Origin of the sequence: Nocardia cerradoensis NBRC 101014, from assembly GCF_000308535.1 — a bacterium.
Lineage (GTDB): Bacteria > Actinomycetota > Actinomycetes > Mycobacteriales > Mycobacteriaceae > Nocardia > Nocardia cerradoensis.
Map to the genome: position 1 here is coordinate 1 of NZ_BAFW01000029.1, position 16,968 is coordinate 16,968.

The 16,968-nt window shown below is 69.5% G+C and carries 9 protein-coding genes; 8 read left to right on the forward strand and 1 reads right to left on the reverse strand.

Annotation, left to right across the window (positions count from 1 at the left end; genetic code table 11):
- A partial coding sequence (locus ON23_RS04050) for an MTB12 C-terminal domain-containing protein (RefSeq protein ID WP_039776471.1) occupies positions 1-331 on the reverse strand: 331 nt, incomplete at its 3' end.
- A gap of 217 nt (positions 332-548) precedes the next feature.
- On the opposite strand from ON23_RS04050, the gene ON23_RS04055 reads away from it, so the two are divergent.
- The 8 genes from ON23_RS04055 (at position 549) to ON23_RS04090 (ending at position 16,961) form a co-directional block, all read left to right on the forward strand.
- Positions 549-1,838 (forward strand): SidA/IucD/PvdA family monooxygenase, encoded by a 1,290-nt coding sequence (locus ON23_RS04055; RefSeq protein ID WP_039776472.1) that lies wholly within the window; start codon positions 549-551, stop codon positions 1,836-1,838.
- A gap of 56 nt (positions 1,839-1,894) precedes the next feature.
- Positions 1,895-2,836, forward strand: a complete 942-nt coding sequence (locus ON23_RS04060) for a methionyl-tRNA formyltransferase (protein WP_039776473.1) — start codon at positions 1,895-1,897, stop codon at positions 2,834-2,836.
- Positions 2,833-5,973 (forward strand): non-ribosomal peptide synthetase, encoded by a 3,141-nt coding sequence (locus tag ON23_RS04065; protein WP_051041962.1) that lies wholly within the window; start codon positions 2,833-2,835, stop codon positions 5,971-5,973. The genes ON23_RS04060 and ON23_RS04065 overlap by 4 nt, the downstream gene beginning before the upstream one ends.
- A 62-nt stretch (positions 5,974-6,035) precedes the next feature.
- Positions 6,036-7,037 carry an ABC transporter substrate-binding protein gene (locus ON23_RS04070; protein ID WP_051041963.1) on the forward strand — a complete coding sequence of 334 codons (1,002 nt, stop codon included), beginning with the start codon at positions 6,036-6,038 and terminating at the stop codon, positions 7,035-7,037.
- Positions 7,038-7,050: 13 nt separating this feature from the next.
- On the forward strand, positions 7,051-8,748 hold the full coding sequence (locus ON23_RS04075) for a condensation domain-containing protein (protein WP_083903688.1): 1,698 nt from the start codon (positions 7,051-7,053) through the stop codon (positions 8,746-8,748).
- Entirely contained in the window at positions 8,745-13,310 is a 4,566-nt protein-coding gene (locus ON23_RS04080; protein ID WP_063821218.1) for a non-ribosomal peptide synthetase, read from the forward strand. Before ON23_RS04075 ends, ON23_RS04080 begins: the two co-directional genes overlap by 4 nt.
- Before the next feature lie 22 nt (positions 13,311-13,332).
- Complete coding sequence (locus ON23_RS04085; protein ID WP_083903689.1) at positions 13,333-15,234, forward strand: ABC transporter ATP-binding protein; 1,902 nt, start codon at positions 13,333-13,335, stop codon at positions 15,232-15,234.
- Entirely contained in the window at positions 15,231-16,961 is a 1,731-nt protein-coding gene (locus ON23_RS04090) for an ABC transporter ATP-binding protein (RefSeq protein ID WP_039776476.1), read from the forward strand. The genes ON23_RS04085 and ON23_RS04090 overlap by 4 nt, the downstream gene beginning before the upstream one ends.
- The last annotated feature ends 7 nt before the right edge of the window (positions 16,962-16,968 follow it).

Consider the following 16,968-nt stretch of genomic DNA (forward strand, 5'->3'; position numbering starts at 1 on the left):
GGTTGTGGGTGAGGGTGTCGCCCTGCACGTTCACCGGAGCGACGGCCTGCCACTGGAATCCGGGCACCGAGGCCATCACGCCGCCGACCTGGTCGACCAGGCTCAGACCGGCCTCGCCGGCCTCCAGCTCGTTGGCGCGAGCGGACCGCGAACCGTTCGGGTCGAGCACCAACTGCAGCTTGCTCTGCAGCTCGCCGACGCCCGGAGCGGCGGCGTGCGCCGGGGCGGCGATCGGCGCGGCGACGGCCGGGGTCACGGAGGCGACGCCGCCGGCGAAGACCACGGCGGCCAGCGAAAACGCCGCAACGGCACGGGATTTGATCTTGATCATGGTCGTATCCGATCAGTTGTGGGACAGGAGTGCCGTGCCTCGCAATCGTTCCGCAAGGGCTGGCACCACCTAGCAATATAAGGTAAGCCTATGCAAAGGTAGGTAACACTCAGTCGACTTCGGGCGGATCCGCTCTTCCCGATATGTCGGATCTGCGCAGCTGAACGCCCCTGGCGACCGGCTGGGCGGTGGCTGGAATCACAGAACGGGAGTACCAGTGAAGACGCTTCTCGTGGTCGGAGCCGGGCCGAAAGCGATGGCAGTGGCGGCGAAGGCCCGGGTGCTGCGGGACCTGGGGTTACCCGCTCCGCGCGTGGTCGTGGTGGAACCGCATGCGGTGGGCGGTAATTGGCTGCCCAGCGGCGGATGGACCGACGGCCAGCACCGGCTCGGCACCAGCCCCGAAAAGGATGTCGGCTTCCCGTATCACTCCACCTGGGCGCGTGGCCACAACCGCGCGATCGACCAGGCGATGATCGCCTACAGTTGGACGTCGTTCCTGGTCGAGAACGGCACCTATGCCGAATGGGTCGACCGGGGCCGGCCCAGCCCGCATCACCACGTCTGGGCCAACTATCTGCAGTGGGTCGCCCGCAAGGCCGAGGTCGAGATGGTGATGGGCGCGGTGCGCCGGATTCGCCCGGCCGCCGACGGCTGGCTGGTCGCGGTGGCCGACGGTGCCGGCGTGGAGACCGAAATCGATTGCGACGGGCTGATGATCACCGGCCCGGGCGACAGCCGGCGCGCGCTGGCCGACCATCCGAAGGTGCTGAGCATCGCGGACTTCTGGGATCTCGCCGGTAAGCGCCGGCTGCCGGTCTCCTCGCGGGCGGCGGTGATCGGCGGCGGTGAGACCGCGGGGTCGGCGGTGGACGAACTGGTGCGCCACGACGTCCTCACCGTGTCGGTGATCTCGCCCGCGGCCACCATCTACACCCGCGGCGAAAGCTATTTCGAGAATGCGCTGTTCAGCGATCCGGCGAAGTGGCGGGCACTGAGCCTGCAGGAGCGTCGCGACGTCATTCGCCGCACCGATCGTGGCGTGTTCTCGGTGCGGGTGCAGGAGAATGTGCTGGGGGACAATCGCGTTCATCATCTCCAGGGACGCGTGGTGCGGGTGGCCGAGCGCGGCGAGGGGGTGGCCCTCACCTTGCGCAATGAGTTGCGCCCCGATCAGATGCACGCCTTCGATCTGGTGGTCGACGCCACCGGCGGCCAGCCGCTGTGGTTCCTGGACCTGTTCGATGCCGATGCCTCGGATCTGGTGGAGCTCGCGGTGGGCGGGCCCGTCACCCATGCGCGGCTGGAGGCGGCCATCGGCCACGATCTGGCGGTGTCCGGCCTCGACGCCAAGCTCTACCTGCCGAATCTCGCGGGGATGGCGCAGGGGCCCGGCTTCCCCAATCTCAGCTGCCTGGGCGAACTTTCGGATCGGGTGCTGGGTGAGGTGCCGGTGCGCCGGACCGCCGCGGTGGCGCGGATCGGGGCCGGGCAGCGCCCGGAATGATCACGCGGCTAACTGTAGGCTAGGCTACCCTTAGTTCGAGGGAAGAGGTTCGGTTCATGCGTATCGTGTCGTTCGGTTATCAGACCTGGGGTCGTAAAACGCTGCAGGCCCTGATCGATTCGGAACATGAGGTGGTGCTCGCGGTCACCCACCCCGCGAGTGAACACGCCTACAAGGGCATCTGGTCCGATTCGGTCGAGGAACTGGCGCGCGAACACGGCATTCCGGTCCACCTGACCGAGCGCGCGGATGCGGAGACGATCGATCTGGTCAAGCGCGCCGAACCCGACATCATCGTGGTCAACAGCTGGTACACCTGGATGCCGCCGGAGCTGTATCTGATGCCGCCGCACGGCACGCTGAATCTGCACGATTCGCTGCTGCCGAAGTTCACCGGCTTCTCGCCCGTGCTGTGGGCGCTGATCAGCGGCGAATCCGAATTCGGCCTGACCGTGCATCGGATGGACGAACAGCTCGACACCGGCGACATCCTCGTGCAGCGCTCGCTGCCGATCGGCCCGACCGCCACCGGAACCGAACTCGTCCTCGCCGGAATGGAACTGATTCCGGGCGCGCTCCGGGAGGCGCTCAGTGCGATCGAATCCGGCACCGCGGTCTGGCGGCCGCAGGACAAGGCCGAGCGCACCTATTTCCACAAGCGGTCCGAGCGCGACAGCCGCATCGACTGGCACTGGGACGCGGTGGATCTCGAGCGTTTCGTGCGCGCGCTGTCCGAGCCGTATCCGCGGGCGTTCTCCTACTACCGCGGCGAGAAGGTGGAGATCACCGCCGCCACCCTGTCGCAGGCCCGCTACGGCGGAACCCCCGGCCGAGTCGTCGTGCAGGAGGGTGGTGGCGTGGTGATCTGCGGGCCGGACGCACACCGCGGCGGCAATCTCGGCCTGGTCGTCACCCGGGTGCGCACCGCCGACGGCGCCGAGCACGACGGTGCCGAATTCTTCGCTCGCGGTGGTTATCTCACCGACGCCCCGCGATGACCGCGCTGTCGGCGCAGGAGCCGGCCACGGGGCAGCTGTCGGCGGCGCAGCGCCGGATCTGGTTCCTGCAGAACCGCGATCCGGAGGACACCACACTCAACTGCTGTGCGGTTCACCGCCTCGAGGGTGCGGTGGACGCCGTCCGGTTACGGGACGCGATCGCCGAAACCGTTGCGCGGCACCGGGTTCTGCGTACCGTATACACCCTCGACGAGGACGACGAGCCGCGGGCGGTGGTGCGTTCCGACGCGGCACCGACCTGGCAGGAGGTGGATCTGCGCGATCTCGCCGACGCCAGTCGCGAGCGCCGAGCCGAGGTGCTGATCCGCCGCGAGGCGGGGCGCCCCTTCGATCTCTCGTCCGAGACGCCGTTGCGCTGCCTGCTGATTCGCACGGGTGAACGGCAGTATGCCCTCACCCTCGTGGTGCATACGATCGCCTGGGACGACGACTCCTGGCAGATCTTCCTCGACGAGGTCGGTCAGCGCTACGACGCGGTTGCTCACACGCGGGCGTCCCACGACGACCGCCCGGTGCGCATCCGACGCGACGGCGCGCCCGTACCGGTAGCCGAGGCCGATCGCGCGTATTGGCGAAACGCCCTGTCGCCCTTGCCGCAACCGCTGGAGCTGCCCGGCCGTGTCGTCGCGACCGTGCCCTCGTTGCGCACCGGCCACGTCCGCGCCGGGCTCCCGGGCGACCTGGCCGCGCGGGTAACGGAGTTCGCGCACCGGCAGGGCACCACCCCGCTCGTGGTACTTCTCACCGCCTTCGACGCGCTGATCCACCGCTACACCGCCGCAACGGATTTCCTCGTCTGCGTGCCGGCCACTGTCCGGCATGCCGACGACACCGGAATCGGGTATTTCGGCAATACGCTGCTACTGCGTACGACGGTCGACCCGGCGGACCGCGTCCTCGACTGCCTGCGTGCGGTGAACGACCGCGCCGCAGCGGCTTTCGAGCACCGCGGCACACCGATAGATCAGGTCGTCGCCGACCTCAACCCGGAGCGGGGCAGTGGTCGCGACGGACTGGAGCAGCTGGCCCGCATCGAATTCGGCATCCGTCGCACCGCGGCGCTCTCCTTGGACGCCGCCGCGACCGCCGCGGTCGATGTCGGCAGCCCGACGACGCGGATGCCGCTGTCGCTCACCGTGATCACCACCGGCGACCTGCCCGAGCGGGTTGAAATCGCCTATCAGGCAAACGAATTCGACGCCCGCATCATCGAACAGTTCCTCACCCACTATGTGCGCGTGCTCGCGGCGGCGATCGCCGAACCCGAGCGTCGTATCGGCGAGCTGGATTTCTTCGGGGTTCGCGACCGCGAGGCAGTTCTGGAGCAGTCGCACGGTGAACTCGTCGCCGTCGCTCCCACCACGCTGGTCGATCTGTTCGAGCGCCGAGTGACAGCGAATCCCGAGGCGGTCGCACTCGTCGATGCCCGCGACGGAGATCGCGAACTGAGCTACGACCATCTCGACCGGCGCGCGAATCGCCTGGCGCATCACCTGATTCGGCAGGGTATCGGTACCGAGGACGTGGTGGCGCTGCGGCTGAACACCTCGGTGGAGTTCGTGGTCGCCGTCCTCGCGGTGCTGAAGACCGGAGCGGCCTATCTGCCGATCGACCCGGCCTATCCCGCGGATCGGGTGGAATTCCTGCTCGCCGACGCGCGGCCGGCGCTGGTCCTCGATGCCGGCGATCTGCGCGCCGCCGAAGCGGCCGCCCGCACCTCACCTCAGCACGATCCACGCGACAGCGACCGGCTGCGCCCGCTGCGGCCCGGCAATCTCGCCTACGTCATCTACACCTCCGGCTCCACCGGAACCCCGAAGGGGGTCGGGGTCTCCCACGCCGCGATCGCCGAACACGTGGTGGGATTCTGTGCGCAGTGGGGTGTGGGCGCCGAGGATCGGCTGCTGCAATCCTCGTCGATCGGTTTCGACGCCTCGCTGCTCGACATCTTCGTGACCCTCACCCTCGGCGCCGGCCTGGTGATTCCGAAGGTGGACGCCTTCGACGACATACCCCATGTGGCGGAACTGATTTCGCGCTGCGGCGTGACCGTGCTGCATATGGTGCCCTCCATGCTCAGCACCCTGCTGATGCTTCCGGAGGTGAGCCAGTGGCGCGCGTTGCGCCATGTGCCGGTCGGCGGTGAGGCGCTCTACGGTGAGGTCGCCGACCGGTTCGCCGGCATCTTCGAGGCCGAACTCCGCAACCATTACGGGCCCACCGAGGCGGTCGTCTCGGCCACGCATCTCACCGTGGAGGGCCCGCAGGGAACCGGGATCGTGCCCATCGGCCGCCCCAACCGCAATGTCACCCTGTATCTGCTGGACGAGCGGCTGCAACTGGTGCCGACCGGCGTGGTGGGCGAAATCTACCTCGGCGGTGCGCAATTGGCGCGCGGCTATCTCGGCCGGGCCGCCGCCACGGCCGAACGTTTCGTGGCCGACCCGTTCGCGCCCGGGCAACGGCTCTATCGCACCGGAGATCTGGCGCGCCGCAACGGCAATGGCGAACTCGAATTCCTGGGCCGCGCCGACGAACAGGTCAAGGTGCGCGGCTACCGCATCGAACTCGCCGAGGTACAGGCCGCCGTCGCCGCCCATCCGGACGTCGCGCACTGCGTGGCCGCCGCGGTCGCCGACGAGACGCTCGGTACGGTACTCGCCGCCTACCTCGTGCCCGCGCGTAGCGAGAACGGCAGCGCCGCACCGGATGTGGACGCGGTGCGGGCACACGCCGCGGCGGTCCTGCCGCCGTACATGGTTCCGGGAGCCTTCGCGATCATCGACGAGATTCCGCTGACCGAACACGGAAAACTCGACCGCCGCGCGCTGCCGCTGCCACAGCGGTCGCCGGTGGAGTTGTATCGGGAGCCCAATACCGCGGTGGAGACGCGGATCGCGGAGTTGTTCGCGCGGATGTTCGGCCGCGAGCGGATCGGTGCCGAGGATTCGTTCTTCGAACTCGGCGGTCATTCCCTGCTGGCGGTGCGGCTGCTCGCCTGGATCCGAGCCGAATTCGGCGTGCGGATCGGCGTGCGCGCACTGTTCGGCACTCCGACCGTGGCCGGATTGGCGGCCCGGGTCGAGGCATCGACGACCAGTGTTAGCTTAGCCTAAGCTACGATCTCGAGAGGGCCGGGATCGCGAGTCGCCCGGAGCGAAGTACAAGGAGCTGTGCAATGAACCCAGGTCGAACATCCGCGGGCCGCGGTATGCGCGCACGCGGCGCGGTGCTGCGAACCACGTTGCTGGCGCTGATCCTGGGTCTGGTGACGGCCGTGGCCGCCTGCGGATCCGGTTCGGACGACGCCGATTCCGGTGGCGCCGTGACGATCCAGCACAGCATGGGCACCACCACCGTCGACGGCACGCCCAAGCGCGTGGTCACCCTCGGCCCGGCCTGGCTGGACGCGGCCGTCTCCCTCGGGGTCACCCCGGTCGGCTATCTGGTCCCCGGTGCCGGGGCCGGGATGACTGTGCCGTGGCTGCCGTCGTCGCTGCCGCAACAGTCCAAGGCTTTGAACATGGGCGGCGATGTCGTCGAGCAGATCGCGGCGCTCGAGCCCGATCTCATCGTGGCGCCGGGCTACATGATGGACAAGGCCATGTACGACAAGCTGTCCAAGCTGGCCCCGACCATCGGGCCGCTGTCCTCGGCGCAGATCGATCCGTGGGAAGACCAGGTTCAGGCCCTCGGCAAGGCGCTGCACAAGCAGGACCAGGCCGAGAAGGTGGTCGCCGATGTGCACGGCAAGGTCGACGCGGTCGCCGCGAAACATCCCGGCCTGAAGGGCAAGAGCTTCCTCACCTGCATGCTCACCACGCCCACCCAGCTGATGGTGCTGGCGGATCCGAAAGACGGTTCCGCGCAGGTGTTCACGCGGCTCGGGATGACGATGCCGGCGAAACTGGTCGCCGAGGCCCCCTCGGGCGGACGGCTGGCGCTCTCGCCGGAACGGCTCGGCGACCTGACCTCCGATCTGCTGGTGTGCGGCGCCGCTCCGGGCCTGCAGGAGAAGTTCACCCAGCTGCCCGGCTACGCGGATCTGCCGTCGGTGCGCCAGGGCGGCATCTCGTTCGTGGACATGATCACGATCAACGCCATCAACCAGCCGACCGCACTGTCGGTGCCGTATCTGCTGGACAAGCTCGAACCGACATTCTCGACCGTCGGCAAGTAAGGACTGAGTACCCATGTCTGATTCGCCCGTGCCGAATACGACCGCGCCGGCCGCGTCTGCGCCGGAAACCGCTGCGGCCGCGACCCAGTCGCGAACGGGCGGACGGGGCATCCCGTTGTCCCCGGCCCAGCAGGCCGCCCTGCTGCCGGAACGACTGCGCGGCGTCGCGGCGACGAATCTCTTTCTCGCCCTGGAGATCACCGGCGACATAGATCCGGCCGATCTGGACCGGGCCGCGGTCGCCGCGGTGAGCCGGCACGACATTCTGCGCACGGTCTACCCGGACGATCGCCGGATTCCGTACCAGCGTGTCGTCGACGCGCCCGACACGGTGGTCGAGACGGTCGAGACCGCGTCCGCGGACCTCGACGCCGCGCTGCGGTCCGATGCCGCGCACCGCATCGATCCGGTGCGCGAGCTGCCGATCCGGATCAGACTGCACCGCACCCCCGATCGAGACGTCCTGTCCCTCACCGCGCATCCGGTGGCCGCCGACGATCGCAGTCTCGAACTGCTGGTCGCGGAACTGCTCGAGGGATCGGTCGCCGAGCCGGTGGCACAGTACCGGGGCTACGCGATGGCGCAGATGAAGTCGCTGGTCGGCGATGCCGCCGCCGATCCCGACCTCGGGTACTGGCTGGATCGGCTGGCCGATCTGCCGGAGCGGGCGACCGTGGCGGTGGCCGGTGCTTCCGGCGCGCAACCGGGTCCGGCCGCCGCGACGCGCACGCTGCGGGTCCCGGCGGCTGCCTTCGGCGACCACGACGTCGAACTGTCCGTGGTCGCCGCGCTGGCCGCTGTGCTGGGCGCGGCGGGTCTCGGTGATGATGTGCCGATCGGTATCGCCGACGCGGGACGGGCTGGTGCACAAGAGGATTCGGCGCTAGGCGCCTACGCGAACCATCTGGTGCTGCGCATCGACACCGCAGCGGCGGCCACTCCGCGAGCGCTGCTGGCGCAGGTCGCGGAGCTCGCGGTGCCCGCGCGCGCCCATGCCGCGGCCCGGATCGAGCGGATCACGCATCAGCTGCGCGGTGCCGCCGCCGTCGCCGCGGGTGCGCCATTCCAGGCACTGGTCACCACCCGGACCGAGGTGACCGGCGCGAACGCACGCGAGATCGCCCGGCGAGTGGCGCGGCCACACGGAACCGATGTCGTCGCCGATGTCGTCACCGGAGCCGAGGAGGTGGCGGTGACCCTCGAATTCCCGGCGGCATTCGCCGGAAGCGCTGAATTCGACGCGCTCACAAGCGGGATCGAGCGATGGCTGCTGAATTTCGCTGCGGCCTCGGAGAATCCGCTGCGCGAGGTGGAGCTTCCGACGGTGTTCGAACGGGACGCGTTCTACCACGGTGGCACCGGCCTCGGCGGAGAGCCCAGCACGGATGCCGAACGGCTGATCGCCGATACCATACGCGAGGTGCTCGAACTGGATGCGGACGACGAGGTCGGCCGCGCCGACACCTTCTTCTCCCTGGGCGGTGACAGCATCGCCGCACTGCGCATGGTCACTCTGCTCGGTGAGCGAGGCTATGCGCTGGACGTGCAGAAGGTGTTCGAATTCCCGGCTGTGCACGAACTGGCCGCACAGCTGACCGAGGCCGAGGCGGCCCCGGCCGCCGAACAGACCGCCCCCGTCGCGCCGATGAGCGCTTCCGGTCTGGATCCGGCTGCACTGGCCGCACTCGGCAAGAAGTTCGCCGCACGGTGAGCGAGGTGGAGATTCTCGACGTCGTCGCGCTGTCGCCGCTGCAGCGCGGGCTGTATTCGGTCAGTTCGATGGCGCAGGGCATCGACCCCTACCTGGTCACCTTCGCGGTGCGCGTGGAGAATCTGGCCGATCCGGCGGCGCTGCGTGCGGCCTTCGACGGTGTCCTGCGGCGCTACCCGCATCTGGGTGCGGCGGTCCTGGCCGAGGATGTGCCGCATCCGGTGCTGGTCATCACCTCGGAGGGCCGAATCGGCTGGCGCGAGGTCGATCTGCGCTCGGCCCCCGACCCCGAGGCGGCGGCGCGGGATCTCTACTGGGAGGAAGCGCGCCGGCGGCTCGACCTGGACCGCGGTCCGCTGTTCCGGGTCGTCGCGGCGCGGGTCGGCGAGCACGAGTACGAAGTGGTGTGTACCGCACACCATATCGTCGTCGACGGCTGGTCGATTCCGCTTCTGTTCTCCGATCTGATCGCCCTGCACCGCGGGGAGGGCGCGGCGTTGCCCCCGGCTCCGCCGTTGCGGGAACATGCGGCCTGGCTGGCGAGTCGCGACACCGAGGCCTCGGCGCGGGCGTGGGCCGCGGCACTGGAGGGTCTGGCGCCGATGCCGATGCTCGGGCCGCCGGCCCCGGCGGATCTCGACCTGCCCGTCGTGGGCGAGGCGCGGGTGGACGCGGTGGGCACCGACCTGCTCCTGAACTGGGCGCGGGCCAACGGTCTCACCCTGAACACCGTGCTCCAAATGGCTTGGGCGCGTATCCTTTCCGGTCTGACCGGCCGCGACGACGTGGTCTTCGGCCAGACCACCTCGGGCCGCGATGCCTCGCTGCCGAACGCGGAGCGCCTGGTCGGCGCGCTGGTCACCACCATTCCGGTACGGGTGCGGATGGACGAACGCGCGCCCGCGCAGGTCGGCGCCGAACTGCAGCGCTCGGTGGCGCGGCTGCGGGCCCACGAATATCTGGGCATCGCGGAGATCACCCGCCACGCCGGAGCCGGCCAATTGTTCGACAGCCTGCTCGTCTTCGAGAACTCGCCGGTCGGCGCGGTCGCACCGCGCATGCCGATGGGCGGCGGCGCCACCATGACCGCACGCCGCGTCGATTCGCCGAGCCATTATCCGATCGCCGTCGTGCCCGTACTCGAACACGGCGAGCTGATCTGCCGTGTCGAAACCCGCCCCGACCTGATCACCACCTTCGACCCGGACCGAATGGCGCGCCGGTTGCTCGCCGTCGCCACCCGGATCGTGGCGGCGCGGCAGTGCAGTGCGGTCGATGTGCTGCTCGACGACGAGCCCGCCGCGCTGACGGCCGACTACGCCGGTGGCGCAAGGGTTTCCGATGCGCCGAGTTCTGCCGCACCCGCCACGGTTCCGGAGGCGTTGCTCAACGCTGCCGACGCGGCGGCCGATCGGATCGCGGTCGTCGATGCGGCGGGTGAGCAGACCTTCACCGAATTCAGTTCCGCGGTATGCACATTGGCCGCCGAGCTGGCTGCGGCGGGGATCGGTTCCGGTGACTCGGTGGCGGTCATGCTGCCCCGTGACCGCCGAGTCCTGCACGCTCCCTTCGCCATCGGCCTCGCCGGCGCCACGTGTGTGCACGTCGATCCGGCCACCCCGGCCGACCGCGTGGCGTATCTGCTGAGCACCAGCGGGGCGCGCATCGTCCTCGCCGACGCGGATCGCGCCGAGACGCTGGCCGAGGTCCGCGCGCAAGCGGTGGAATGCCGCCACGGGATCACGGACAGCGACGGCCGCCTCCTGTTCCCGGGCTCCGATTCGGTTTCGGCGGGCGGCCGTGGTGTGCCGCGAGTGACGGTTTCGGCCGAAACGGCGACTCCGGGCGTCGCGACGACGGATGAGGCCACGTCGCACGGGTCGCCACTGCCGGCATCGGACGGTGCCGCGGCGAACGGACGGACGGACTCCAGCGCGGAACGGAACCGCGAGTCCGTCAGCGCGTCGGACCCTGTGCCGCAACGGCATTCGGACGCGCCGTGCTATGTGGTGTTCACCTCCGGCACGACCGGCAGGCCCAAGGGGGTCGCGGTATCGCATCGCGCGCTGCTCAACCACTGGGGCAATCACGAGCGGCGGATCTTCGCGCCGATCGCCGCCGCCACCGGGCGCACGCTGCGCGTCGGGCACGGCTGGTCCACCGGATTCGATGCGGCGTGGCAGCCCACGGTCGCCCTGCTGAGCGGCCACACCGTGGTCCTGCTGGGTGACGAGGTTCGCACCGATGCCGAGCGCATCGTCGGGGCCATCGGCGAATTCGGGATCGACATCTTCGACACCTCGCCGTCCATGCTGAACCGGCTGATCGCCGCCGGACTGTTGCGCACCGATCCCGAGACCGGTGCCGAGCGCTGTCCGCTGGCCGTGCTCGCGCTGGGCGGCGAGGCGATCAGCCCGGACACCTGGCGGCGCCTGCAGGGCCTGGCGAGCACTCGGGTCATCAACTTCTACGGCCCGACCGAGGCGACCGTCGAGGCGCTGATGGCCGATGTGCACGACCACGCCGCGCCGACCATCGGCCGCCCGTTCGACGCGATGACCGCCGAGGTGCTCGATCACCGGTTGCGGCCGGTGCCGCCCGGCGGGCAGGGCGAGCTCTACCTTTCCGGACCGCAACTCGCGCTCGGCTATCTGGGGCGGCCCGCCACCACCGCGGCCGCCTTCGTCGCGGGCGAGGCGGGTGAAAGGCGGTATCGCACCGGCGATCTCGTGCGTCGAGCCGACGACGGCACCGTTGCCTACGAGGGTCGCGTCGACCGGCAGGTGAAGATCAACGGATACCGCGTCGAACCCGACGAGGTCAGTGTGGTGCTGCGAGAACTCGACGGCGTCCGCCACGCGGCGGCGCTGGCCTTCACCGAGAACGGGCGGACCCGGCTGGGCGCGCTGGTGGTCGGTGACGGCACCGTCGCACGGCTGCGTTCCGATCTGGCCCGGCGGCTGCCGCAGTTCCTGGTTCCCACCCGCATCGTGTTCGTCGACGAGATTCCGTTGAACCGCAACGACAAACTCGATGTGCACGTCGCGGCCGAACTGCTGGCCCGCCCGGACGGCGCAGGCGCCCGGGCCGAACCGCGCACCGCGACCGAACGCACCCTGCTGGCGCTGATCGAGGCGATGAGCGCAGGTTCGCGGATCGGCATCCTGGACAGCCTGGTGGACCTGGGGATCGACAGTATCGGCGTCATCGATCTGGTGTCGCGGCTGCGCGGCGCCGGCTACCGCGTCTCGGCGCGAGAAGTGCTCGCGGCGGCCGATCTTCGCGATCTCGCCGAGCGTCTGGACGAACCGTCCGAGGACGCCCGGGTCGATGCCGAGGTGACACCCGCGGGAACCGTACTTCCGCTCACTGCCCTGGCGCACGAGATCCTCGGCTACGGCGACTACCGCCGGCTCGCCCAATCGCAGGTGATCTCACTCGATCCGGAGATCACGCCCGAGGCGATCGTGCGCCGGCTCGAGGACTTGGCCACCGCCCATCCCACCCTCCGGTCTCGCCTGGAGGTCGGCGACGACGGGCGGCCGGTGCTGATCGCGCAGGACCGCTCTAGCGCGGCCGCGACGTTCGCCGTCGTGGCGCTGGACGAAAGCCGCAGTGCGGCAGAACATCTGGCGGCGACGGTGCAACGGCTGGATCCGGACGCCGGCCGGATGGTGGCCGCGACCCTGTTGCCCGGCGACCCGCCGCGACTGGTGCTGTCGATCCATCATCTGGCGGTGGACGTGGTGTCCTGGCTGATTCTCGTGGACGATCTGCGCCGGCTCGAACAGGGTGATGACGCGGTGAACGAGACCGGGGCCGAAGAGGTTTCGGATTCCGGCACCGACGACACCCGGCCCGGCATTCCGCCGACGCTGGGCACACCGCTCGGCGGCCGCTACACCGATCCGCGCAGCGATCGGGCCGGTAAGGCCGTCCAGCGCATCGTCGAACTGGGCCCCGACCACACCGAGGCGCTGCTCGCCCGGTGCGCGGACTCCGATGTGCCCCTGGACGATCTGTTACTCGCCGCGTGCGCGCGACTGGTCGCCGATACCGCGGATGACACCGGCCGCATCGCGGTGACCCGCGAATCGCACGGCCGCGACCCCGGCGACGACACCCGCCGCGTCGGCTGGTTCACCGTCGAGGAGACCGCATTGGTGCCGGCGGCCGAACTCGAGACCTGGACGCCGGCCACCGGCCGGGCACCGGTTCACGATCGGACCCTGCACGCGCGCGGGCAGATTCGCCTCAACCACCTGGGCCGCTTCGACGTGCTGCAGTTCGGCAGCGGCCCGTGGACGCCGGTGCCGCTGCCGGAGCTCACCGCCGAATTCGGTGCGGCCGGACATCCGGATCTGCCGCTGCGCTTCACCATCGACCTCAATACCGCGGTGGTGGCGAAGGAGGCGCGCCCCGTTCTGATCGCGCACATCGACGTGAACTCGGCGGTGCTGAACGAGGCCGAGGCCGACGCGCGCGCCGAGCGGTGGCGCACCATACTGTGTGATTTCGCCGCCGGAATGTCCGAATTCGGTGCACAGCGACAGGCAGGGTGACAGCTATGGGAGGGAAGGACTGATGACGGTTCAGACCGTGGATCCGGCCGAGCCGGAGGCGGCGCGGCAGGTGCCGCCGGCCACGCCCGACACACCGCTGGAACCCGACCGGGTCGCGCTGAAACAGCAGCGCCGCGCCGACGGCCTGGCCCGCAAACAGGTGCTCGCGCCGGTGAACGGCGCGCTGTCGCTGGCGAGCCTGGTCGTCGTGGTCTCCTCGATCTGTGCGGTGGTGCCGTTCATCCTGATCGTCGAGGCCTGCCGGGAACTGCTGTCCGCACCGATCGACGAGGGCCGGGTGTGGACGCTGGTGATCGCCGCGGTCGTGGTGCTGGTGCTGCGCGGACTGCTGCAGGCCGCGGCGCTGGTCTGGACCCACATGGTCGACGCGAAATTCCAGCTCACCCTGCGACAACTGCTGGCGGCCAAGCTGACCCGGGTGCCGCTGGGCTGGTTCACCGACCGCAGTTCCGGTGAGGTGAAGAAGTTCCTGCAGGACGATGTCGAGGCCCTGCACTATCTGGTCGCGCACGCGCGACTGGAATTCGTCGGTGCGGTGACGGTGCAACTGGTGGCGCTGGTCTATCTGTTCACCGTCGACTGGCGGCTGACGCTGATCCTGCTGGTGCCGCTGGTGCTCTACACCCGCGGGCTCGCGGCCATGATGGGGAAGGTGCATCAGGAACGCTTCGCCGTCTTCGACGCCAACGAACGCGCCATCGAACAGTCCATCATCGAATTCGTCGACGGCATCCAGGTGGTGCGGGCGTTCGGCCGGGCCCGCAAGGCGCACAGCACCTTCCAGCGCGCGGTCGACAACACCGCCGAGAGTCTGCTGGCGTGGAAGACGCCGATGACCAAACTGCAGTCGGCCGCCGAAATCCTGCTGACTCCGGCGCTGCTCATGCTGGTCGTGGTGGTGGCCGGGGTGGGCTTCGCCGATCTGGGCTGGACCGATCCGGTCGACATCCTGCCGTTCCTGCTGCTCGGCATCGGGCTGGGCAGTGCGCTGCTGGGCATCGGCTTCGGCGGGCAGGCGTTGCGCGCGGGCGGTGCCGCGGCGTTGCGCCTGCACCAGTTGCAGCAGACACCCGAACTCGAGGTGCGGGCCGACGGCGACGACGCTGCCGACGCGGCCGATGACGCTGCCGCCACGGGACTCGCGGTGCGGTTCGAACAGGTGAGTTTCGGCTATCGCGCCGATCGGACCGTCCTGCGCGAGGTCGACTTCGAACTCGCGCCCGGGTCCATCACCGCCCTGGTCGGCCCGAGCGGTTCCGGCAAGTCGACCCTGGCCCGGCTGCTGCCGCGCTTCTACGACGTGACCGCGGGCCGGATCACGATCGGCGGCAAGGATGTTCGCGAGTACTCCACCACGCAGCTCTACCGCACCGTGGGATTCGTCCTGCAGGACGTGCGGATGATTCGCGGCACCATCCGCGACAACATCGCGCTGGCCCGGCCCGACGCGGATGCGGATGCCGTCGAGCGAGCCGCACGCGCCGCCCAGATCCACGATCGGATTCTGGAACTACCGCGCGGCTACGACTCCGAAGTCGGTGTCGACGCGGTGCTGTCCGGTGGTGAGGCGCAGCGCCTGTCGATCGCTCGCACGCTGCTGGCCGATACCCCGGTGCTGGTGCTGGACGAGGCCACGGCCTTCGCCGACCCGGAATCCGAGGCCGCGGTCCAGGACGCGCTCGCCGTCCTGGTCGCCGGGCGCACGGTGCTGGTGATCGCGCATCGGCTGCACACCATCACCGGCGTCGACCGAATTCTGGTGCTGGACAACGGCGAACTCGCCGAAACCGGTGACCACGCGACGCTGTCGGTGGCCGGCGGGCTCTATCAGCGCCTCTGGGAACAGAATCAGGCGTCGGTGGACGTGCTGGGCGTTTCCGACTCCGAAGGAGAACTGCGGTGATCAGGAAGATCTTCGCCCTCGTTCCGCCGGAACTGCGCCGCTACGTGCCGCGCCATCTGGCCCTCATCGGCGCGGGCGCGCTGGGCCAGATCGCGGCCTATCTGCTGCTGATTCCGGTGCTGCAGGCGCTGTTCGACGGTGATTTCGGACGCGCGTGGCGCTGGACCGCGTGGCTGGCGCTCGCGGTGGTCGTCGCCTCGGTGTGCTCGTACCAGCAGTTGCTGGTGGGTTTGCGGATCGGCGTGGGCATGCTGCGCGGCGTGCAGACCCGGCTGGGTGATCATCTGAGCACGCTGCCGCTGGGCTGGTTCGCCACCGCCAACGCCGGATCCCTGTCCCGCATGGTGGTCGGCGGCGTGCGCGAAATCCTCAGCGTCGTCAACTATCTGCTCGCACCCGTGCTGACCGCGGTCCTGGTCCCGGTGGGCGTCGCGATCGGGGTCGCCTTCATCGACTGGCGGATCGCGCTGGTCATGCTGGTCAGCCTGCCGGTGCTGCTGCTGGTCAGCAGCTGGGCCAACAACAGCTACACCCGCGCCGACCGCAGGCTCGATGCCGCTGCGGCAGAAGCCAATTCGCGAGTCGTGGAGTTCGCGCAGGCGCAGCCCGTACTGCGGGCCTTCGGTGCGGTGGGCGCGGGCAACCGGGCACTCACCCGGGCACTGCGCGACCAGGAGGCCGCGTCCAAGCGCATGATCGTGGCCAGTGTGCCGGGGCTGATGGTGTTCGCGCTGTGCGTGCAGATCGTCTTCCTGATCGTGGTGTCGGTGGTGGTGGCCCGCGGGACCGGCGGCGACCTCTCCATCCCGGCCACGATCGCGCTGATCGCGGTGACCTCCCGGTTCATCGAACCGATCAACCGCGCCGCGCAGCTGAGCACCGCGATCCGCAGCGCCGGCGACGCCGCCGACCGGATCACGGACTTCCTGTCCGAGCACGATCTGGCCGAGGCCACCGAACCGGTGACCCCCGGTGCGCCCGAGATCGTCTTCAACGATGTCGAATTCGGTTACCGCGAGGGTGAAAAGGTCATCGACGGCGTCTCGTTCACCGTGCCGAGCGGCACCACCACGGCGATCGTGGGCCCCTCCGGCGGCGGTAAGACCACGCTGCTCAAGCTGGCCTCCCGGTTCTATGACGTCGGCTCCGGCAGCATCACCGTCGGCGGCCACGATGTGCGCCGGCAGCCCTCGGAAACCCTGCTGCGCCAGGTGTCGCTGGTGTTCCAGGACGTCTATCTGTTCGACGAGACCATCTCCGACAACATCCGCATCGGAAATCCGGACGCCACCGCCGAACAGGTGCGCCGGGCCGGGGAGATCGCCCGGGTGGACGAGATCGTCGACCGGCTGCCCGACGGCTGGGATTCGGCGGTGGGCGAGGGCGGCGCGGCGCTGTCCGGTGGTGAGCGCCAACGGGTGTCGATCGCCCGCGCGCTGCTCAAGGACGCGCCGATCGTGCTGCTCGACGAGGCGACCAGCGCCCTCGACCCGCACAGCGAGTCGGCGGTGGTGCGCGGCATTCACGAACTGACGCGGGACAAAACCGTCGTCGTGGTGGCGCATCGGCTCGACACCATCGCCCACGCCGATCAGATTCTGTTCGTGGAGGCGGGCCGGATCGTCGAACGGGGCACGCACGCCGAACTTCTCGAACTCGGCGGCCGCTATGCCGGGTTCTGGTCCGAGCGGTCCCGCGCGACCGGCTGGCATCTGGTGCCGGCCTGAGGTTTTC

What these genes read in the sequence shown, in the direction of transcription:
- ON23_RS04060 (WP_039776473.1), top strand. Translation starts at nt 1,895, where the DNA reads ATGCGTATCGTGTCGTTCGGTTATCAGACCTGGGGTCGTAAAACGCTG.
- ON23_RS04065 (WP_051041962.1), top strand. Translation starts at nt 2,833, where the DNA reads ATGACCGCGCTGTCGGCGCAGGAGCCGGCCACGGGGCAGCTGTCGGCG.
- ON23_RS04070 (WP_051041963.1), top strand. Translation starts at nt 6,036, where the DNA reads ATGAACCCAGGTCGAACATCCGCGGGCCGCGGTATGCGCGCACGCGGC.
- ON23_RS04075 (WP_083903688.1), top strand. Translation starts at nt 7,051, where the DNA reads ATGTCTGATTCGCCCGTGCCGAATACGACCGCGCCGGCCGCGTCTGCG.
- ON23_RS04085 (WP_083903689.1), top strand. Translation starts at nt 13,333, where the DNA reads ATGACGGTTCAGACCGTGGATCCGGCCGAGCCGGAGGCGGCGCGGCAG.